Here is a 20,245-nt window from a genome sequence, read left to right on the forward strand (position 1 = left end):
GGGACCGCACGCGGACCCGGCAGCGGAGCGGCCGGTCACGCGCAGCGGATCGGCCCGGAGCGGTGCGCGCGGGAGCGGGCGGTCGCGCGCCCGACGGACGCGCGACATACCGCCCTTAAATCAGTTGGTCCAGCTCGGTGGGGTCGTACCAGAGGAGGTCGTGGTCCTCTGCCCCGTCGACGGTGAACTGGGCGTCCGGGTCCCCGGCCTCCGCCTCCGCGACCACCGCCGCCGCGGCTCCCACGTCGGACTCGGCCTCCTCGGCGTCGACATGGATCGCGGCGACCACGCCCAGCGCGACGGCGTCGGCCACCACCACGAGGCTCGACCCCAGCTCGCGCGGCCCCGGCCGCACCGCCGAAGGCGGCAGGTCCACCGACACCACCACGCGACGCCGCGGCGCTTCGGCGTCGGCCCGCAGCAGCCGCAGCGCCCCCTGCGCCGCCCGGGTGAACGCGACGTACTCCAGCTCCTCCTCGTCGCCCTCGGCGTACCACTCGCGCAGGTCCGGGGTGACGGCGTGCGCCTCACCCGGGGGCGACAGTTCGCCCTTGTCGCGCAGGCCCGCCAGGGCGGGAAGGGTCGCGGGCAGGTACACCCGGACGGGCTCGTCGGCCACCGTGGCTCCCGTCGGTCACGTCGTCACTGATCCGAACAGGATAGGAGGCCGCCGGCGCTCAGCATCCGCAGGACACCGCCGTGGGCGCCGTCAGCGGGTCGACGGGGTCGGCGGTGATCCCGGCCGGGGTGCGGACCGGGTAGCCCTCGCGCCGCCAGTACTCGATGCCGCCGAGCATCTCCTTGACCCGGTAGCCGAGCGTGGCGAGGGCGAGGGCCGCGCGGGTGGCGCCGTTGCAGCCGGGCCCCCAGCAGTGCGTCACGACGGGGACGCCGGGGTCGAGTTCGCGGGGTGCGCGTGCCGCGATCTCCGCCGTGGGCAGGTGGAACGCGCCGGGGATGTGCGCCTCGTCCCACGCCGCGCGGCTGCGCGAGTCGAGGAGCACGAAGCCGCCACCGGCCATTGCCGCCGAGACGTCGGAGGCATCGGTGTAGAGGGCGAGCGAGGCCGCGTAGTGGTGCGCCGCGACCGCCGGTTCAGCAAATTCCATGGGAACGACCGTAGGCCTTTGTTTTGGCCGACAGCAGACGCAATCGTCGGCACATTCTTCGGATTGCCGGGACATCAACGGTATTCTGCCGGGATGGCCGCTGATTCCCTGGACGACGTCGACTGGCGGATCATCGCCGCCCTGCAGGACGACGCCCGGGTGAGCTTCGCCGACCTGGCCCGCACCGTGAACATGTCCGCCAGCGCCGTCACCGAGCGCCTCCGCCGCCTGGAGGAACGCGGCATCGTGACCGGCTACCGCGCGGAGATCTCGCTGGAGGCCGTCGGCCTGGGCATCCTCGCGCTGGTGCGGCTGCGCTACCCGTCGGGCCGCTACGACCCGGTGCACACGCTCATCGCCCGAACGCCCGAGATCCTCGAGGCGCATCACGTGACCGGCGAGGACTGCTTCGTGCTCAAGGTGGCGGCCCGTTCGATGCGACACCTGGAGGAGGTCAGCGGGCGGATCGCCGGCCTCGGTGCGGTCACCACCAACGTGGTCTACTCCAGCCCGCTCCCCCGCCGCCCGGTCGAACGCGCCGCCGCGGATCCCCGTCACAGGCGTTCGGTGGCAAACTGAGGCAACCGGTCGATGCGAACGAGAGGAGGCGGTACGTGGAGCCACGGTTCCTGACCATGTCCGACGTCGCCGACCTGCTCAGCACCTCGCAGTCGCAGGTGTACCACATGGTGCGCAGCGGCGACCTGCCGGCGATCAAGATCGGCGGCCGCGGCCAGTGGCGCATCGAACGCGCCAAGCTCGAGGAGTACATCGAGCGCAAGTACGCGGAGACGGCCGAGTGGGTCAAGGACAACCCGCTCGTGGCCGGCCGCGAGGAGTTCGAGGACTGAGGCCCGGAGCGGCTCTCCCGCCCGGATGACACGCGTCCCGCTCTCGGATGCTTCACGGCTTATGTGAGGCATGCCGCTTCTCCTGCTCTAAGCAAACGAAAGCAAACGCAAGGTTCTTGAGGATCATTATCGATTCCCTTCACACTTTGTCGGAGGCAAACGTAGGCAAACGCAAGATCGGAGCGGGCGATGGCTCAACTGCTGGCAACCCGACCGGAGCGGATGTCGTCCCCGGACGACGGGTCCCCGCCATCGGCGACGGTGCGCCTCTACGCCCCGCCCGCCTTCGAGCCGCCCTACGACGACCCCGCCGACGGAGGGCACCGGTACGACGCGGAGCACCGCTACGACGGCGAGCCCGCCGACGGCACCTTCTCCGACGCCGGATCCGCCGACGCCGACTCTGCCGACACCGGTCTCACCGACGTGGCGCTCGCCGGCACCGGGCTCGCAGACGCGGGGCCGGACCGGGCGGACGTCGCGCGGCTGGCGTCGGCGTCCTGGGCGGGGCCCGGGTCACGGCCCGGGTCGGGGAGCATGCCGGTCGGGTGCGCCGAGGCGATCCGGACGGCGAGTGGGCGGGCCGAGGCGGGGCCGTGTCCGCGGGCCGGGATCATCGTGGCGCTCAGCCCGCACCTCCTGCGCCGGCCGGCCGCCGGAGCGGGCGAGTCCGATGGCCAGCACGACCCCGACGGCCGTCCGGAAGGCCCCGGTGGGCGCGATGTCGCTCACGGCCGGCCGGGCGACCCGGACCGCCGCCACGACGCCGAGGGCCGTCCGGAAGGCGCCGAGCGGGGTGACGACGCCGGCGACAGAGAGGGCGACCGCCGACCCGACGACCCGGAGCGCCGCGAGCGGAAGACCGGGCGCCGCGCGGGCGACCCGGACCGCCGCGACGGGCAGGTCGGGACGGGACGGCGTGCGGGAGCGGGCACCGCCGGGGGTGCGGGACACGGCGACTCGGGACCCGGGCGGGACGCCGAACCCGGGGCCGGGGCCGGGCAGGACGCCCAGCCAGGACGGGGCACGGGGATTCAGGCCGGACGGGGTGCCGAGACCGGGCGGAGTGCCGGGGGCGGGCGGGACGCCCAGCCAGGACCGGGCTCGGGGATCGAGGCCGGACGGGGTGCCGGGTCGGGGCGGGGTGCCGGGGCCGGGCGGGGTGGGCGCTCCGCTGCCGACGGCCCGGTGCGTGGGGTCCCGCGGCCGGCACCCGACGACGAGAGCGCGCGGCAGGATGCGGCCCTGCAGGCGCGCCGCCGCGCCGCGGCTCTCCGGGCGTCCCCGGCGGCCCGTGCCGCCGCCCAGCGCTTCGTCGGCGTCTGCGTGGAGGTTCTCGGCGGGCACCGGCCGATCAGTCACCTGCGCGCGGTCACCTCGACGGCCGACCTCGCCCGCGTCACCGATCAGGTGATCCGCCGGACGACGCGGGCGCACCTGGCCCGGCCGACGCCGCCGGGCACCCGCCCGCACCGGGTTCGGCTGCGCAGCCTGCACGTCTGCGAGCCCGTCGACGGGGTGGCCGAGGTGGCCGCCGTCCTGGAGTACGGCCCGCGGGTGTGGGCGATGGCCGTTCGGCTCGAACGCCACGGCGAGTCGTGGCTGTGCACCCTGGTGCAGGTGCTGTGAACACGCGAAGGCCCGCCGGCTGCACCGCCGACGGGCCTTCGAACGCGAACGGGACTACGCGGACGGCGCCCCGTGGCACCGCTTGTACTTCTTGCCGGAGCCGCAGTAGCAGGGGGCGTTCCGCGACGGGCCGGCGGTGCCGGCGGCCTGACCCGGCGCGGGCTTGCGTGCCCCGGCCGCCGTCGGGGAGGCCGGACCGGAGCGCTGCGCCTGCCCGGCCGCACGGGTCGGGGTCGGCGAGGGGCGCCGGCCGTTGGGCCGAGGGCTCGCCTTGGCCCCGTTGGCGGACCCGCCGCTGCCGAGGCCGAGCGCCGGGGCGACCTGCTCCTCGCGTTCGACGACGCCGCCGGCGCCGGCCGCACCGTCGATCGCGGGTGCCGAGTACTGCAGGGCGCGCCGCTGGCGGGCCTCCCCGAGCCCCTTGGCCTGAATCGCGACGGGTGCGTCCGACAGCTTCACGTCGGCCTGCTGCTCCTGCTCCTCGACCTGGACCTCCAGGTTGAACAGGAAGCCGACCGCCTCCTCCTTGATGCCGTCGAGCATCTGCTGGAACATGTCGAAGCCCTCGCGCTGGTACTCGACCAGCGGGTCGCGCTGGGCGTACGCGCGCAGGCCGACACCCTCCTGGAGGTAGTCCATCTCGTAGAGGTGCTCGCGCCACTTGCGGTCGATGACGGCCAGCAGCACCTGACGTTCGAGCTCGCGGATGGCCTCGGCGCCGAGGTCCTCCTCGCGCTGGTCGTACGCCTCGTGCGCGTCCTCCTTGAGGCGGGTCTCGATGAACTCCGAGTCGAGGCCCTCCTCGCCACCGGCCTCCTCGACCAGGTCCTCCACCGTGACGCCGACCGGGTACAGCTGCTTGAGGCTGGTCCAGAGCTGGTCGAGGTCCCAGTCCTCGGCACCGACGCCCTCGGCCGTGGCGCCCCGGACGTACGCCTGCACCACGTCGGTGAGCATCTCGCGGATGTCCTCGTGCAGGTCCTCGCCGTTGAGCACCTTCTTGCGCTCGGCGTAGATGACGACGCGCTGCTGGTTCATGACCTCGTCGTACTTGAGGACGTTCTTGCGGATCTCCGCGTTCTGCGCCTCGATCTGGGTCTGTGCGCTCTTGATCTGCCGGCTGACCATCTTGGACTCGATGGGCAGGTCCTCGGGGATGTTCAGGCGCTCCATGACGGCCTCGACGGCACCGGCGCGGAACCGGCGCATCAGTTCGTCCTGCAGCGACAGGTAGAACCGCGACTCGCCCGGGTCACCCTGCCGGCCGGAACGACCGCGCAGCTGGTTGTCGATCCGGCGGGACTCGTGGCGTTCGGTGCCGAGCACGTAGAGCCCACCGGCGTCGGTGACCTCCTCGGCCTCGTCCTTGCAGAGCTTCTTCCACCGGGCGAGCGACTCTTCCCAGACGTCCTCGTAGTCCTCGCTGTCCGGCTCGATGCCGCGCTGGCGCAGCTCGGCGGCGGCCATGTACTCCGCGTTGCCGCCGAGCAGGATGTCGGTACCGCGGCCGGCCATGTTGGTGGCCACGGTGACCGCGCCCTTGCGGCCGGCCTGCGCGATGATCTCGGCTTCCTTGTCGTGGAACTTGGCATTGAGCACCGAGTGCGGCACGCCACGGCGGCGCAGCATCTGGCTCAGCAGTTCGCTCTTTTCCACGCTGACCGTGCCGATGAGGACCGGCTGCCCCTCGGAGTGGCGCTCGACGATGTCGTCGACGACGGCCTGGAACTTGGCCTTCTCCGTCTTGTAGATGACATCGGCCTGGTCGATGCGGATCATCGGCTTGTTGGTCGGAATGCTGACCACGCCGACCTTGTAGACCTTGTTGAACTCGGCCGCCTCGGTCTGCGCCGTACCGGTCATGCCGCCGAGCTTCTCGTACAGGCGGAAGAAGTTCTGCAGGGTGATCGTGGCAAGAGTCTGGTTCTCCTGCTTGATCTCCACGCCCTCCTTGGCCTCGATGGCCTGGTGCATGCCCTCGTTGTAGCGCCGCCCGTGCAGCACGCGACCGGTGAACTCGTCGACGATCAGCACCTCGCCGTCGCGCACGATGTAGTCGCGGTCGAGCTTGTACAGCTCCTTGGCCTTGAGCGCGTTGTTGAGGTAGCCGACGAGCGGGGTGTTGACCGACTCGTAGAGGTTGTCGATGCCGAGCTGGTCCTCGACCCGGGACACGCCGCGCTCGGTGATCGAGACGGTGCGCTTGGACTCGTCGACCTCGTAGTCGTTCTCGCCGTCCTTGCCGGGCTGGAGGCGGCGCACCACGCGGGCGAACTCGCCGTACCAGCGCGCCGACTGCTCGGCCGGGCCGGAGATGATGAGCGGCGTACGCGCCTCGTCGATCAGGATCGAGTCGACCTCGTCGACGATCGCGAAGTTGTGGCCGCGCTGGACCAGTTCTTCCTTCGACCAGGCCATGTTGTCGCGCAGGTAGTCGAAGCCGAACTCGTTGTTGGTGCCGTACGTGATGTCGCACTCGTACGCGGCGCGGTGTGCCGCGGGCGGCTCGTTCGGCAGGATGGTGCCGACGGTCAGGCCGAGGAACCGGTGGATGCGTCCCATCCACTCGGCGTCACGCTGGGCCAGGTAGTCGTTGGTCGTGACGACGTGGACGCCCTTGCCCGAGAGGGCGTTGAGATAGGCGGCCAGCACGATGGTGAGCGTCTTGCCCTCACCGGTCTTCATCTCGGAGATGTTGCCCCAGTGAAGGGCGGCCCCGCCCATCAGCTGCACGTCGTAGTGCCGCTGCCCGATCACTCGGCGGGCGGCCTCACGCGCGGTGGCGAACGCCTCCGGGAGCAGGTCGTCGAGGGTCTCGCCCTCTTCGAGGCGCTCTTTGTACTGCGCGGTGAGCCCGGCCAACTCCTCGTCGGTGAGCTCGGTGTAGTTGTCCTCAATGGCGTTCACTGCGTCAGCTACGGCCTTGAGCCGCTTGAGCAGTCGTCCTTCGCCGGCACGAAGGATTCTCTCGAAAATCGACACGGGTCAGCGCTCCCTCAACGTCCTGCGGGACCCATCGTAGGCGCACCCATGGGCGCTCTGCCCACAGCGCCTGACCAAACCGACAAAACACGCACTGACCCTGAATGTTGCCGCGCCGGCCCGGTCGGGCAGGATTCGACGCCATGGAGCCGACACCGCCGCCCACGGGCCCACGGGCCGCACCCGGCGGAGCCGCGGGGACGCCGACCCAGCTGGCACTGGCCGCCGAGTCGATCGAGGGCGCCGGGGTCCGCGTGCGGCGTTACCGCGAGGAGGACGTCGAAGACGTCCGGGTCGGCTGTGACGATCCACTTACTCAGCGTTTCCTTCCGCTGCTGCCGAGCCCGTACACGTACGAGGAAGCGGCCTGGTGGATCGCCGAGGGGTCGGTCACGTCGTTCATGTCCGGCGGCGGCAACTTCGCCATCGCCGACCCCGGCAGCGACCGGCTCCTGGGCGGCATCGGAATCACCCACCAGCGTGAGGGCAGCGGCGAGATCGGCTACTGGGTGGCGCCCTGGGGCCGGGGCCGCGGCGTGGCGACCGCCGCCACCATCGCGCTCACCGGGTACGCGTTCCTGGCCGGCTACGGGCGGCTGCAGCTGCGCACCGAGTACGAGAACCTCGCCAGCCAGCGGGTGGCGCTCGGGGCCGGCTACCGCCGCGAGGGCGTGCAGCGTTCCTCGGCGATCGGGCGGGACGGGGCGCGCCACGACCTGGTGGTGTGGGCCCGCACGCCGGGCGACCCGCCGGGGCCCACCCCGCGCCTGCTGCCCGACCTGCCCGGCGGCACCCTCTCGGACGGCGTCGTCGCGCTGCGCCCGTTGGGACGCGCGGACGCCCCGCACATCCACGCGCTGTACACCGAGCCGGACGTCGCCGCCACCGCCGTCGGCGAACCGCCGCGCTCGATGGTCGACACCGCCCGGTTCTGCGCACGGGCCGGGTCGACGTGGCTCGCCGGCACCTCGGCGCACTTCGCCGTCCGGGAACTCACCACCGGCGAACTCGTCGGCGACGCGGTGCTCTTCGACGTCGCCCCGCTCACCCGCACCGCCATGGTGGGCTACTCGATGCGCGGCCCCTGGCGACGGCGCGGCTACGCGGGGCGCGCGGTGCGGCTGCTGTCCCGGTGGGCGCTGCGCGACGCCGGCCTCGCGCGGCTCACGGCCGGCACGGCGCCGGACAACGTCGCCTCGCAGCGCGTGCTCGAAAAGGTCGGCTTCGTACGCGAGGGATACCAGCGCGGCCACCTTCCCACGCTGAACGGTGGCCGCGCCGACGTCGTCTCCTACGGGCTGCTGCCCGCGGACCTCAAAGCGTCTGGTTGATGCTCAGAACGCCGTAGTCGTACGCCTTGCGGCGGTACACCACGCTCGGCCGACCCGATTCCTTGTCGTTGAACAGGTAGAAGTCGTGGCCCAGCAGTTCCATGTGGAACAGGGCGTCCTCGACCGTCATCGGCTCGCCCGGGTGCTCCTTCTCCCGGACGATGCGCCACGGCTGGTCGTTGTCCTGCGCGTCCCACGAGTCGCTCTCGGCTTCCGGGTTGTCCGGCCACGCCTGCGTCGTCATGGGTGCCTGCACCTGCGCGAGTCCTGCCGTCGCCGCCGCCACGGACATCGGCGCGTGCCGGCCGCGATGGATCCGCCGGCGGTCGGCGGCCCTGCGCAGTCTCGCGTCGAGCTTGTTGATGGCGGCGTCCAGGGCGCTGTAGAAGTCGGCGGCGCACGCCTCGGCGCGGATCACCGGTCCACGGGACACGCAGGTGATCTCGACGCGTTGGCATTTGTCGGCCTGGCGCGGGTTCTTCTCGTGGAAAAGCTCCACGTCCACCCGGATGAGCTTCTGATCGTACCGTTCGACCTTCTGCAGCTTCTCGGCGACGAGAGTGCGGTAGTGGTCGGGCACTTCGACGTTGCGGCCCTTGACGACGATGTCCACTAAAGGACCTCCCCCAAGCGGTTCGATGTACAGGTTGGACCCGGTTTGCTACCCCGATCGCCCTGCCGCCACTCGTGATCCGCACGGCGGTCGACCGGGAAATTCGGTGTTCCGCCTCCCTTCGCGGTGGGAGCCTTTCGAACTTCGACGCTAACCCGAGTACATCCCGTAGTCACCCCTCGTTCCGCGAACTGGTGGGTAATCCCAGGAAAGAGGCACCCGGAGGATTCCCCCAGTCGGACTGTCCGAGCTCAAAACGCTACGGATCGCGACGGAGTGTGGCAGCGGCGACGACTGCGGCGTGTCGGACGCTGATGCCGTTCCCCCGCAACAGATCGGCGACGGCGGAGAGGGTGGCGCCGGTCGTGACGATGTCGTCGACGAGCACCACGGCCGCCCCGGCGGACAGCGCGTCGCGGACGGCCGGGAGGCGCCCGGGGCGCACCGCGAACGCCGCGCCCGCGGTCCGGTGCCGCTCCTCGACGGACAGGTGGGTCGAGTCGGCGCGCGGCAACGCCCGCAACGGCTGCCCCACCGCGGCCTCGACACCGCGCGCCCGCAGTGCCCGGGCCGCGTGCCGGGCCAGGAGCGCCATGTGGTCGCCGTAGCGCTGCCGCGCGGCCGCCGACGTCGCGGGCACCGGGACCAGCAGGACCGGACCGGGGCCGACCGCCGTGGCCAGGCGCGACCCGAGCATCCCGGCCAGCCCGTGCCGGCCCCTTTCCTTGAACGCCAACAGCGCCCCACGCAGCGGCCCCGCGTACGGACCCGACGCCACCACCGGCGGCAGCCCCGGCGGACACGGCCGCGGCACGGCCCGGGCCGGGGCCCACGCCGCCACGGCGGCCGCGCACGGGTCGCACCACGCCTCGGCCGGCCGTTCGCAGCCCGCGCACGACACCGGCAGCACCAGGTCGGCCAGCGCCGCCAGGAGCGCACCCACCGGTCAGTCCGCCGCGAGATCGACGTAGAACGCCCCGCGCACGGGCATCGTCGTCGGTGCCGGACTCGCGCCCGGGGTCGGGTTCGCCGACGGGGAGAGCGTCACCGTGATCGGCGCCAGCGACTCGGTGTACACCCGGTACGACTGCACATTGCCGCCGGTGCCGCCCTCGACCACCATCGTGCCGGCCCCGCCGGTCGGCCGGGGCACCACCGCCACCGCCGTCACCGGGAACAGGCCGAAGTCCGGCTTCGTCACCTTGTTGCGCTCCGAGTTGTCGATCGTCACCTCGGTCAGCGAACCGGCGGCCGCGACCACGAGCTGGTGCTCCAGCACCCAGGCGACGCCGCGCAGGTCGGTCACGTCGCCGACGTCGAGCGTGCGCCGGTCGGTGAGGCTCACCGGGCTGGACTCCGGGTTGACCGTGGCGACGACGACGCGCTCCGGGCCGTTCGGGTCGACGACGATCATCGCCACGCGCCGGCCGTCGGGAGCCACGGAGATCGCCTTGATCGTGCGGCCGAGCAGGTCGACCGTCCGGGCCGCGCTGTTGTTGACGTCGGAGGTGACGTCGAAGAGCCGCCCCTGCGCGGGAACGAGGAAGCGGCCGTTGGAGCCGGGCAGGTACACCGGCCGCCCCATCGACGTCACGTCGGCCGGGAACTCCGCGCGGAAGGCGTTCGGGGTGCCGGCGGCGCCGACGCCCTCCGGCCCCTCGCGCACGAACCACAGCTCCTGCCGGTTGGACGCCACCTGACGCACCAGCGCGGCGGTGCGGCGTTCCACGTTGACGGCGGCGGCCACGACGTTGCTGTTGTGCTCGTCGTTCAGGACGGGCATCGGCCGGTCGCCGGACGCCGTGCGGGTCACCTTGCCGTTGACCATGCCGAAGATGCCGAACTTCGCCTGGTTGTCGGCCTCCTGGAAGCGGTACGTCGGGTTGTAGGCCAGATAGCCGGAGCCGTCCTCGACGTGTCGCGTGCGCGAGTCGATCTGGATCTCGACCGCCTCCTGGGTCGGCGACAACGACCAGCGCAGCTGCCGGGCGAGGCGCTCGAGCTTCTCCTGTTCCAGCGGGGTGGGTGCGCTCAGGTTGACCGTGATGCGGGAGTTCTCCACGACGGGGTTGCTGGTGATGGTGAGGCTGTCCGGCAGCCGGGCCACCACGTCGTCGATCATCTTCGAGGGGCCGTCGATGAGGCGTTCGACCACGGCGCGGGCGCGCTTCTGCGAGTTGACCTGGCCGTTGAGGTAGCGGCGGTCGGGCACCAGGTAGCGGCCGTTGCTGTCCCAGAAGTACACCGAGCGCGCCTCGTAGAACTCGTTCAGCGCGGTCGTCGACAGGACCAGCGCTCCCGGCGGGGCGTTGCGCAGCCGCAGTTCGCCGCCGGCGGCGGGCCGTTCCACCTGGAACTTGAGGGTCTGCGGGACGGGGCTCGGGGAGCCCTCCGCCAGGGCCTCGATCGCGCCCCACTCGTTGAGCAGGCCGACCGCCCGCACGTCGACGTCGACCTCGTCGGCGCTGACGACCCGCTTCTGCGTCACGTCGATGACGACCACCTGCCCGACGGTCGGCTTCCACTCCTGCGCGGCCGCCGGCGTGAGGAAGTCCTTCGCGTACCGGACCGCGGTGTCGAAGCGCTGGTCGCGCAGCGTCGGGTCGACGTCGCCGGCCGCGGCCGCCTTGAAGAAGCGGTCCACCAGCTCACCCGCGTCGGGGATGCCGATCGCGGAGGGCAGTTCGGGGTTGTTGCTGCCGGGGCGCGGGTCGTTGACGCCGGGCGCGGTGCCGGCGGTGCGCGGTTCGCTCTTGCCGGGGACGCCGCAGCCCGCGAGGCCGACGGCGGCGGCCAGCACGAGACCGACCAGGCGCCTCCTCGCGGTGCCACCGGTTCGCGACAGCGGTCCTCGCAAGCTGCTCACGGGGCCACCTCCGTCCGTGCCGCACCGTCGATCGGGATCGCCACATCCTCGGGAACGAGCGGAAGCGGCGCCGACACCAACCGGTCGCCGGACCGCATCGGCAGCGTCAGCCGGAACTGCGCGCCCTCCCCCGGTGCGCCCCAGGCCTCCAGCCAGCCGCCGTGCAGCCGGGCGTCCTCCACGCTGATCGACAGCCCCAGGCCGGTGCCGCCGGTCTGCCGGGCACGGGACGGGTCGGCCCGCCAGAAGCGGTTGAACACGAGCTTCTCCTCGCCCGGCTTCAGGCCGATCCCGTGGTCGCGCACGGTCACCGCCACGGCCGACTCGTCGGCCCGCACGGTCACCCGCACGGGTGCGCCCTCGCCGTGCTCGACGGCGTTCCCGACGAGGTTGCGCAGGATGCGCTCGACCCGGCGGGGGTCGACCTCGACGATCACCGGGATGTCGGGAACGTCGACCTCCAGCGGGCTGCCGCAGCGTTCGGCCAACGACTCCAGGCGGTCGGTGACCCGTCCGACGACGGCGACCAGGTCGGTCGGCTCGGCGTCCAGCACGGCGAACCCGGCGTCGAACCGGGAGATCTCCAGCAGGTCGGTCAGCAGGCTCTCGAAGCGGTCCAGCTCGCCCTGCAGGATCTCGGCGCTGCGCGCGGTCGCCGGCTCGAACTCGTCCCGCGAACTGAAGATCAGGTCGGCCGCCATCCGGACGGTGGTCAACGGGGTGCGCAGCTCGTGCGACACGTCGGAGGTGAAGCGGCGCTGCAGCCGGGACATCTCCTCCAGCCGGATGATCTGCCGTTGGAGGTTGGCGGCCATCTGGTTGAACGACGCCGCCAACCGCGCCAGGTCGTCCTCGCCGCGCACCTCCATCCGCTGGTCGAGCAGGCCGGCGGAGAGCCGCTGCGCGGTGCGCGCCGCAAGCCGGACCGGCCGCACCACCATGCGGGTGACCAGCGCCGCGAGCACCGCGAGCAGCAGCACCAGCGTGAACCCGGTGACCGTCACCGTGTACGTGACCCGGTCGGCCGTGACGACCTCGGCGTCCAGCGGGAACAGGTAGTAGAGCCCCAGCGTGCCGGCCGGTATGGAGATGCGCGTGGCGTACACCAGGAACGGCCGCATGCCGTCGCCGTCGGGATCGGCGGTCACGTACTGGAACATGATGTCGCCGGCCTGCACGCCGGCGCGGAGGCGTTCCAGCTCGGCTGACTTGATCACGTCGAGCGTGCCCGACCGGTCCGGCGCGGCGTCCTCGGTGACCTGGAGCTGGCCGTGCGGCACGATCGCGACCTCGGCGCGGCTGCTGCCGCTCTGCTCACTGGCCAGCCGGGTCAGCACCTCGCCCACGTACTTGCGCAGGGCCGGGTCGTTGGGATCGCCCACCTGCAGCTGCTGGATCGCGTACTCGGCCGCGGCGGTCACGTCCCGGTGGGCGTCCTTCTGCTTGTCGCCGAGCAGCCCGTCCGTGATCGACACCGACACCAGCACGCCGAACGACCCCACCAGCAGCCCCGACAACGCGAGCGTGATCGACACGACGCGCAGCTGGAGATTGCGCCGCCAGGCCCGGCGCAGCAGCAGCCACACCCGGTACAGGGAGCGCACCGGCCCTCGCAGCAACGCCTGCCACCACCGCGAACGCCGCACCGCCGCCCACACTCCCGTGCGGCGCAGCGGTGCGAGCACCGGGTCGATCCGCAGCACTCAGCCGGTCCCGGCCTTGTAGCCGACCCCGCGGACGGTCAGGATGATCTCCGGCCGCTCGGGATCCGGCTCGATCTTGGCACGCAGCCGCTGCACGTGGACGTTGACCAGCCGGGTGTCCGCCGCGTGCCGGTAGCCCCAGACCTGCTCCAGCAGCACCTCGCGGGTGAACACCTGCCGCGGCTTGCGGGCCAGCGCCACCAGCAGGTCGAACTCCAGCGGCGTGAGCTTGACCTCCTCGCCGTTGCGGGCGACGGTGTGCGCCGGCACGTCGATGGTGATCTGGTTGCCGGGTGGCCCGATGGCCAGCAGCTCCGGCGCCACGTCCTCGCCGCGGCGCAGCCGGGCCCGCATGCGCGCCACCAGCTCCTTCGGCTTGAACGGCTTCACCACGTAGTCGTCGGCGCCGGACTCCAGGCCCAGCACGACGTCGACGGTGTCGCTCTTCGCGGTCAGCATCACGATCGGCACGCCCGACTCCGCGCGCACCGCCCGGCACACGTCGATGCCGCTCATGCCGGGAAGCATCAGGTCGAGCAGGACGATGTCGGGTCGCGCATCGCGGAACGCGGCAAGCGCACGCTCACCGTCAGCTACGAACGAGGGGAGGAACCCCTCACTGCGCAGCACGATGCCGAGCATCTCGGCGAGCGCGGGGTCGTCGTCCACCACCAGTACACGGGCCCTCATGCGACCCAATATTGGCACCTGCGCCGAACGGCGGCGTGCCCACCCTTGCCACCAGTGGATATCCGGGCCGAACGGGCATACCCGGGGACGCCCGAACGGGCCGCCGGAACGCATGATCAACGGCAAGGGCCACGGCGGTTGGTGCCCACATGGAAGGATTCAGCAGGAGGCGTGCCCGTCCGGCGTGCCGCACCCGATTCGAGGAGGCCGCGTGCAGGCCGGCACGGTGCCACTGCGTCCACTCACCGTCGGTGAGCTGCTCGACGCGGCGGTCGCGCTGTTCCGGACCAACGCCCGGCCGCTGCTCCTGGTCGCGGTGCTGCTGGCGGCGGCCGAGCAGGCGCTGCTGTACCCGCTGCGGATAGACACGGCCAAGCCGCCGTACATGGTTCCGTACGACGACGCGCTCGACTGGTACTGGGTGATGATCGGTGTCGGGTTCGCGACCGAGGCGCTGATCATCACGCTGCTCGGCGGGCTCACCGCGCGGGCGGCCGGCTCCGCCCTGCTCGGCGAGCGGCTCCCGCCCCGGGCGCTGTTCGCCCCGCGGGGCAGCCGCCTCGGCTGGGTGCTCGCGGTCGCGGTGTTCTTCGGGCTGACCGCCGGCGTGGCGGCACTGGCCTGCTTCGCGCCCTGGTTCGTGGTGTACGCGCTGATCGGGTTCGCCGCGCCGGCTCTGGTGATCGACCGGGTCAACCCGTTCCGGGCGGTGGGGCGATCGGTGGCGATGTCGGTGCGGGTGGGACTGCGCGGCGCCGGCGTGCGGCTGCTGGCGTACTTCGGCTGGGCGACCGTCCGGCTCGCGCTGGGCTTCGGCACAATCGGGCCGCTGGAGCTGCTCACCGGCTCCGCGCTGGACAACGCCACGGTGTGGCTGGTCGCCGGGTTCGCCTGGACGGTGGTCAACGCCGTCGTCTACCCGATCCTGGCAAGCCTCGACGCGGTGCTGCACCTGGAGACGCGGATGCGCACCGAGGGGCTCGACATCGCGATCGGCCGGGCCCGCGCCACCGGGCGGCCGCCCGCCGCCGAGCTGGTCGTGACCTGATGTACCGCTGGTGGAACGGCCTCGTCGACCGCGTCTCGCAGACGGTGACGCTGCCCCTGCTGCTGCTCCTGCTCTTCGGTGCGGCCAGCGTCATCGCCCTGCTCTGGTACTTCTTCCCGCGCTGGGTGCCGCGCCGGCTGCCCGGGATGCCGCGCTGGCGGTGGCGGTCGTGGCGCTGGCCCCGGTTCACCTGGCCGGCGCTGCGGTGGCCGAAGTGGCGGTGGCCGCGGTTCACGTTCACGTGGCCGTGGCGCCGTCGGAAGAAGACCGTCCCGGCGAAGGAGGAGACCGTCGAGACGCTGGAGCCGGGGAGCGAGGAGGTGCCGGAGGTGCCGGTCGCCGACTTCGTCAGCCTCGCCGACCGGCTCGCCGCCGAGGGCCGCTTCGCCGAGGCCGTCCGCGAGCGGCTGCGCGGCATGGTCCGCGAGCTGATCGAGCTGCGCGTGCTCGAGCACAGCCCGGGCCTCACGGTCACCGAGCTGGCCGCCGTGGCCGTCGCCCGCCGGCCCCAGGTCGCCGCGCCCCTCACCGAGGCGGGCATGATCTTTTCCGACATCTGGTACGGGGAACGTCCGGCCGGCGCCGAGCACGACGCCAGGATGAAGGAGCTCGCGGGAACGCTGTCGGCGGCGCTGCGCACCCCCGTAGGAGCGGCGGCTCGATGACGGCGACGTTGCGACCCGCGACCGAGGCTCCGCCGCCCGCCGAGGCGAAGAAGCCGCGCAGCTACCGCTGGCTGCGCCTCGTCGTGCCGTACCTGGTGGTGCTGGCCCTCCTCGGCATCAGCGGCCTCGCGTACAGCCTCGACTCGCCCGACCCCGAGGACGCGACGTTCCTCTCGCCGCTGCGCAACGACGACGTCGGCGCCAGCAAACTGGCCGGCCGGCTGCGCGAACGCGGCATCACCGTCGAACGGGTCACCGACGCGGGCGCCGCCCTGACCTCCGCGCACCGCGGCGACGCCACGCTGTTCGTGCCGGCGCCGGAGTTCGTGCACTCGTACCACCTGCGCATGCTCAAGCTGATGCCCTCCACGACGAACGTGGTGCTGGTGCGCCCCGACGCCCGCACGCTCGACCGGGGCTACCTGCCGGTGGGCGTCGAGGAGGAGCACTGGGCGACCCGGGTGGGGCAGCCGGGCTGCGACGACCCGGCGGCCCGCACCGCCGGGCGCGCGGCGGCCGACCGGATCAGGTACCTGACCGACATCGATCTGGCGCTGGTCAGCTGCTACGCCGGTGGGCTGGTGCGCACGCGGCACGTCGCGACGACGGTCACGGCGATCGGGGCCGCCGAGCCGTTCCGCAACGACCGGATCGACGAGTACGGCAACGCGGCCCTCGCGGTCGGCCTGCTCTCCGGTGCGCGCCGCGTCATCTGGCTCGACGTGCACAAGGCCCAGCCCGGCCCGCGGTTCCTCGAGGGCACCGACCTCGACCCCAGCCCGGCCCCGGCCGACCTCGGCAGGGTGGGCTCGCCCGACCCGGACTTCCCCGTTCCGGACGACGAGGGCACGGAAGGCGGTAACCCCCAGCCGGGTGTGCGGCGCGGCGGCGGTGGCGGCAACAGCGGCCAGTCGACCGCCGACCTGTTCCCGGCGTCGGCGTGGAGCGTGCTGGCGCTGGCGCTGCTGGCGTTCGTGCTCGCGGCGCTCGCGGCGGGCCGCCGGATCGGGGCACCGGTGCACGAACCGCTGCCGGTGCTGGTCCCGTCGACGGAGACGGTCACCGGCCGCGGCCGGCTCTACGAACGTTCGCGCGACCGGACGGCCGCCGCGGCGGTGCTGAGCCAGGCCGCCCGGACCCGGCTCGCGCACCTGCTGGACCAGCCGCCGGAGGTCGACCGGGCCACGCTCGTCGCGGCCGTGGCGGCGCAGGCCGGCGCCCCGAAGGAGACCGTCGCCGAGCTGCTCTACGGCGAGCGGTGGCTGGATGACGACGACGCCCTGGTGGCGTTCGCCGCCGCACTCGACTCGCTGATCGACGCTGTGATTGCCGTACCGGCCGATAAGGAGAACCCATGACCGAGGTATCCGCTCCCCCCGCGGCGCCGGATGCCGCGGCCCGCGCCGCGCTGGGCCGGCTGCGCACCGAGGTCGGCAAGGCCGTCATCGGCCAGGACGCGGTGGTGACCGGGCTGGTGATCGCGCTGCTGTGCCGGGGGCACGTGCTGCTGGAGGGCGTTCCGGGCGTGGCCAAGACGCTGCTCGTGCGCACTCTCGCGGCGTCGCTCGACCTGGACATGAAGCGGCTGCAGTTCACGCCGGACCTGATGCCGGGTGACGTCACCGGCTCGCTGATCTTCGACGCGCGCACGGCGGCGTTCGAGTTCCGGGAGGGGCCGGTCTTCACCAACCTGCTGCTCGCCGACGAGATCAACCGCACGCCGCCGAAGACGCAGGCGTCGCTGCTGGAGGTGATGGAGGAACGGCAGGTCTCGGTCGAGGGCGAGCCACGGCGGCTGCCGGAGCCGTTCGTCACGATCGCCACGCAGAACCCGGTCGAGTACGAGGGCACGTATCCGCTGCCGGAGGCGCAGCTCGACCGGTTCCTGCTGAAGATCAACGTGCCGCTGCCCTCCCGCGACGAGGAACTGGGCGTGCTGCGGGCGCACCACGGCGGCTTCGACCCGCGCGACCTGAAGGCGGCCGGCGTCACCCCGGTGGCGGGTGCCGCCGATCTCGCCGCCGGGCGGGCCGCGGCCCAGCGCGTGGCGGTCGCCGACCCGGTGCTCACCTACGTGGTCGACCTGTGCCGCGCGACCCGCGTCTCCCCGTCGCTGGAGCTGGGTGCCTCGCCGCGTGGCGCCACGGCGCTGCTGGCCGCCGCGAAGGCGTGGGCCTGGTTGACCGGCCGCGACTACGTGACGCCGGACGACGTGAAGGCGCTGGCCCGGCCCACGCTGCGGCACCGCGTGCGGCTGCGGCCCGAGGCGGAGCTGGAGGGTGTCACCACCGACGCCGTGCTCGACGCGGTGCTCGCCACCGTCCCGACGCCCCGATGACCATGGCCGTCCTTTCGAGCGCGGGCAACGCGGAGCCGTGCACTGAGCGGGAAACATGATCACCGGCAGGGCGGCCGTTCTGGTCGCCGTCGGGGCGGTCGTCGTCGGCCTGGCCGGGCTCTTCGGCGACCCGACCGGCAGCGGGCCGTGGATCGCCGCCGGGGTGATCGTGGCGCTGGTGGCGCTGCTGTGCCTGGCCGACCTGGCCGTCGCCGCGCCGCTCAACGCGATCCGGCTTTCCCGCACCGGCGAGAAGGCCATCTGGTTGGGCGAGAGCACCAGCGTGGACCTCATCGTGCACAACGACTCGCCGCGGTTCCTGCGGGCCCGGGTGCGCGACGCCTGGGTGCCGTCGGCCGGGGCGACGCCGTTCGACCACGAGGCCGGGGTCGAACCGGGTGACCGGCTGACGCTCACGACCCGACTCACGCCCACGCGGCGCGGCGACCGGCCGGCCGTGCGCGTCACGGTGCGTTCGTACGGGCCCCTGGGGTTCGCGTACCGGCAGGCCCGGGCCGGGTTCTACCGGCAGCGCACCCCGGCGTTCACGCTGCGGGTGTACCCGCGCTTCGAGTCGCGGCGGCTGCTGCCGGAGAAGCTGTCCCGGCTGCGCGTGCTGGACGGCTCCGTCGTCACCCGGGGGCGGGGGCAGGGCACGGAGTTCGACAACCTGCGCGAGTACGTGATCGGCGACGACGTGCGCTCGATCGACTGGCGGGCCAGCGCACGCCGTTCCGACGTGGTGGTCCGCACGTGGCGCCCGGAACGCGACCGCCGGGTCCTGTGCGTTCTCGACACGGGAAGGACCTCGGCGGCCCGCATCGGCGACGAACCACGGCTGGACGCGGCGATCGACGCGGCCCTGCTGCTGGCGATGCTGGCCGCACGGGCCGGCGACCGGGTGGACCTGCTCGCGGTCGACACGGCGGTGCGCGCGTCGGTGGCCAACCCGGGCAAGCGCACGCTGCTGTGGCAGCTGGTGTCGGCGATGGCGCCGCTGCAGCCGGCGCTGGTGGAGACCGACTTCGGGCTGGTCGCCGGTGAGGTGCTGCGGCGCGAGCGCAAGCGCGCCCTGGTGGTGCTCTTCACCGCGCTCGAACCGGGTGCGCTCGCCGAGGGCCTCCTGCCGGTGCTCCCGCGCCTGGCCACCCGGCACAAGGTGGTGGTGGCCGCGGTGCACGACCCGGCGTTGCAGGCGCTCGCGTCCGCCAAGCCGCACACGGCCGCCGACGTCTACACCGCCGCAGCGGCACACCGCGCGCTGGCCGAACGCGACCGCGTGCGCACGGCCCTGGTCCGCTACGGCGTCGAGGTGGTCGACGCGCCGGTGGAACTGTTCGCCTCGAAGGTGGCCGACCAGTATCTGGCCCTGAAGGCGATCGGCCGCCTCTAGATCAGCCGCCGCCGGAAACCAGGATCAGGCGACCGGCACCGACGCCTCACGCAGGTCGGCGTCGAGATCCGCGCTCTCCCCCGCCTGGCTGGCGCGGGCCCCGAGCACGAACACGTAGCCCATGAACCCCAGCCACGCCGACACCCCGATCATGATCCGCATGGCGGTCGGCAGCCCCGACGGCGTCACGAACGCCTCGATCAACCCGCTGATCAGCAGAACCGGCACCAGCCCCAGCGCCACCAGCATCCCCTCGCGGCAGGTCTCGGCCAGCGCCTGCCCACGGGTGCGCAGCGGCCCCGGCGCGATCCACGCCCACCCGATCCGCAGCCCGAACCCGGCCGCCACGAACACGGCCGTCAGCTCCAGCAGCCCGTGCGGGATGATCAGCCCGAAGAACGTCTCCGCGCCCCCGTTACCGATCATCACCCCGCCGACGACGCCGACGTTCAGGGCGTTGACGGCGAGCAGGTAGAACACCGGCAGGATCAGCACCCCGCTGGCGAGGCACTGCGCGGCGAGCCAGGCGTTGTTGGTCCAGACCCGCAGGAAGAAGTTCTGCGCCGGATATTCGGTGTAGTACGCGGCGAAGCCGGAGTTGACCAGCTCGTCGACGGCCTCCGGCGGGAAGAACCGCGCGGCGACCTCGGGATCGCTCGCCACGTACCAGATCACCAGCGCGGAGAACGCCGAGAAGGTCAGCGACACCCCGACCCACCACGGCGCCGCCCGGTACGCCGCCAACGGGAACGTCGTCGTGAAGAACCGCGCCACCATCTGCCACGAGAACTGCGGCCCGCCCGTCAGCGCGCCGCGCGCCTGCAGCACCAGCCGGGAGAGCCGGGCGACGAGCGCCGGGTCGGGCGAACGGCTGCGCACCGCCGACAGGTGCGTCGCGGTCCGCTGGTACAGCGTCACCAGTTCGTCGGACTCGGCCGCGCTCAGGCGTCGCCGCCGGGACGACAGCTCGTCGAGCCGGCGCCACTCGCCGGCGTGCTCCGCGACGTACGCGTCGAGATCCACGGGG

General features: G+C 72.7%; 18 protein-coding genes. 9 read left to right on the top strand and 9 right to left on the bottom strand.

Annotation, left to right across the window (positions count from 1 at the left end; genetic code table 11):
* Nucleotides 1-115: 115 nt before the first annotated feature.
* Entirely contained in the window at nucleotides 116-619 is a 504-nt protein-coding gene (locus Val02_RS39475; protein WP_203904447.1) for a DUF6912 family protein, read from the bottom strand.
* A 58-nt stretch (nucleotides 620-677) separates the two neighbouring features.
* Nucleotides 678-1,109: a rhodanese-like domain-containing protein gene (locus tag Val02_RS39480; RefSeq protein ID WP_203904448.1), complete on the bottom strand. Its 432-nt coding sequence runs from the start codon at nucleotides 1,107-1,109 to the stop codon at nucleotides 678-680.
* A gap of 93 nt (nucleotides 1,110-1,202) precedes the next feature.
* Here Val02_RS39480 and Val02_RS39485 point away from each other — a divergent pair, with 93 nt between their 5' ends.
* The 3 genes from Val02_RS39485 to Val02_RS39495 all read left to right on the top strand — a co-directional run bounded on the left by Val02_RS39485 (nucleotide 1,203) and on the right by Val02_RS39495 (nucleotide 3,589).
* A complete protein-coding gene (locus Val02_RS39485) occupies nucleotides 1,203-1,688 on the top strand; it encodes an Lrp/AsnC family transcriptional regulator (RefSeq protein WP_203904449.1) in 486 nt (161 codons plus the stop codon).
* A 56-nt stretch (nucleotides 1,689-1,744) separates the two neighbouring features.
* Nucleotides 1,745-1,960 carry a helix-turn-helix domain-containing protein gene (locus tag Val02_RS39490; RefSeq protein ID WP_203904501.1) on the top strand — a complete coding sequence of 72 codons (216 nt, stop codon included), beginning with the start codon at nucleotides 1,745-1,747 and terminating at the stop codon, nucleotides 1,958-1,960.
* 189 nt (nucleotides 1,961-2,149) lie between these two features.
* On the top strand, nucleotides 2,150-3,589 hold the full coding sequence (locus Val02_RS39495) for an Rv3235 family protein (RefSeq protein WP_203904450.1): 1,440 nt from the start codon (nucleotides 2,150-2,152) through the stop codon (nucleotides 3,587-3,589).
* Between the two features lie 54 nt (nucleotides 3,590-3,643).
* Here the strand turns inward: Val02_RS39495 and secA are convergent, their stop codons facing one another.
* Nucleotides 3,644-6,571 carry a preprotein translocase subunit SecA gene (secA, locus tag Val02_RS39500; protein WP_203904451.1) on the bottom strand — a complete coding sequence of 976 codons (2,928 nt, stop codon included), beginning with the start codon at nucleotides 6,569-6,571 and terminating at the stop codon, nucleotides 3,644-3,646.
* Nucleotides 6,572-6,789: 218 nt separating this feature from the next.
* On the opposite strand from secA, the gene Val02_RS39505 reads away from it, so the two are divergent.
* On the top strand, nucleotides 6,790-7,902 hold the full coding sequence (locus tag Val02_RS39505; RefSeq protein WP_203904502.1) for a GNAT family N-acetyltransferase: 1,113 nt from the start codon (nucleotides 6,790-6,792) through the stop codon (nucleotides 7,900-7,902).
* Here the strand turns inward: Val02_RS39505 and hpf are convergent.
* From hpf to mtrA, 5 genes are all read right to left on the bottom strand, one after another.
* Nucleotides 7,886-8,515 carry a ribosome hibernation-promoting factor, HPF/YfiA family gene (gene hpf, locus Val02_RS39510; protein WP_203904452.1) on the bottom strand — a complete coding sequence of 210 codons (630 nt, stop codon included), beginning with the start codon at nucleotides 8,513-8,515 and terminating at the stop codon, nucleotides 7,886-7,888. The genes Val02_RS39505 and hpf overlap by 17 nt on opposite strands.
* A gap of 259 nt (nucleotides 8,516-8,774) precedes the next feature.
* Nucleotides 8,775-9,458 (bottom strand): ComF family protein, encoded by a 684-nt coding sequence (locus tag Val02_RS39515; RefSeq protein WP_203904453.1) that lies wholly within the window; start codon nucleotides 9,456-9,458, stop codon nucleotides 8,775-8,777.
* A gap of 3 nt (nucleotides 9,459-9,461) precedes the next feature.
* Nucleotides 9,462-11,381: a GerMN domain-containing protein gene (locus Val02_RS39520; protein ID WP_203904454.1), complete on the bottom strand. Its 1,920-nt coding sequence runs from the start codon at nucleotides 11,379-11,381 to the stop codon at nucleotides 9,462-9,464.
* Nucleotides 11,378-12,985, bottom strand: coding sequence for an MtrAB system histidine kinase MtrB (mtrB, locus tag Val02_RS39525; protein ID WP_239153687.1), 1,608 nt, complete (start codon nucleotides 12,983-12,985; stop codon nucleotides 11,378-11,380). Before mtrB ends, Val02_RS39520 begins: the two co-directional genes overlap by 4 nt.
* A 99-nt stretch (nucleotides 12,986-13,084) precedes the next feature.
* Nucleotides 13,085-13,774 carry an MtrAB system response regulator MtrA gene (gene mtrA, locus Val02_RS39530; RefSeq protein ID WP_203904455.1) on the bottom strand — a complete coding sequence of 230 codons (690 nt, stop codon included), beginning with the start codon at nucleotides 13,772-13,774 and terminating at the stop codon, nucleotides 13,085-13,087.
* Between the two features lie 211 nt (nucleotides 13,775-13,985).
* Between mtrA and Val02_RS39535 the strand changes: the two genes are divergently transcribed.
* From Val02_RS39535 to Val02_RS39555, 5 genes are read left to right on the top strand one after another with little or no spacing between them, the layout of a single operon-like run.
* A complete protein-coding gene (locus Val02_RS39535) occupies nucleotides 13,986-14,822 on the top strand; it encodes a hypothetical protein (RefSeq protein ID WP_203904456.1) in 837 nt (278 codons plus the stop codon).
* Nucleotides 14,822-15,487: a DUF4129 domain-containing protein gene (locus Val02_RS39540; protein ID WP_203904457.1), complete on the top strand. Its 666-nt coding sequence runs from the start codon at nucleotides 14,822-14,824 to the stop codon at nucleotides 15,485-15,487. The genes Val02_RS39535 and Val02_RS39540 overlap by 1 nt, the downstream gene beginning before the upstream one ends.
* Nucleotides 15,484-16,845: a DUF4350 domain-containing protein gene (locus tag Val02_RS39545; RefSeq protein ID WP_203904458.1), complete on the top strand. Its 1,362-nt coding sequence runs from the start codon at nucleotides 15,484-15,486 to the stop codon at nucleotides 16,843-16,845. Before Val02_RS39540 ends, Val02_RS39545 begins: the two co-directional genes overlap by 4 nt.
* Entirely contained in the window at nucleotides 16,842-17,825 is a 984-nt protein-coding gene (locus Val02_RS39550) for an AAA family ATPase (RefSeq protein WP_203904459.1), read from the top strand. Before Val02_RS39545 ends, Val02_RS39550 begins: the two co-directional genes overlap by 4 nt.
* Nucleotides 17,826-17,880: 55 nt before the next feature.
* Nucleotides 17,881-19,218, top strand: coding sequence for a DUF58 domain-containing protein (locus Val02_RS39555; RefSeq protein WP_203904460.1), 1,338 nt, complete (start codon nucleotides 17,881-17,883; stop codon nucleotides 19,216-19,218).
* A 24-nt stretch (nucleotides 19,219-19,242) separates the two neighbouring features.
* Here the strand turns inward: Val02_RS39555 and Val02_RS39560 are convergent, their stop codons facing one another.
* Nucleotides 19,243-20,241: a stage II sporulation protein M gene (locus tag Val02_RS39560; RefSeq protein WP_203904461.1), complete on the bottom strand. Its 999-nt coding sequence runs from the start codon at nucleotides 20,239-20,241 to the stop codon at nucleotides 19,243-19,245.
* Nucleotides 20,242-20,245: the final 4 nt, after the last annotated feature.

Origin of the sequence: Virgisporangium aliadipatigenens (assembly GCF_016863615.1) — a bacterium.
In the GTDB taxonomy this organism is placed as follows: Bacteria; Actinomycetota; Actinomycetes; order Mycobacteriales; family Micromonosporaceae; genus Virgisporangium; species Virgisporangium aliadipatigenens.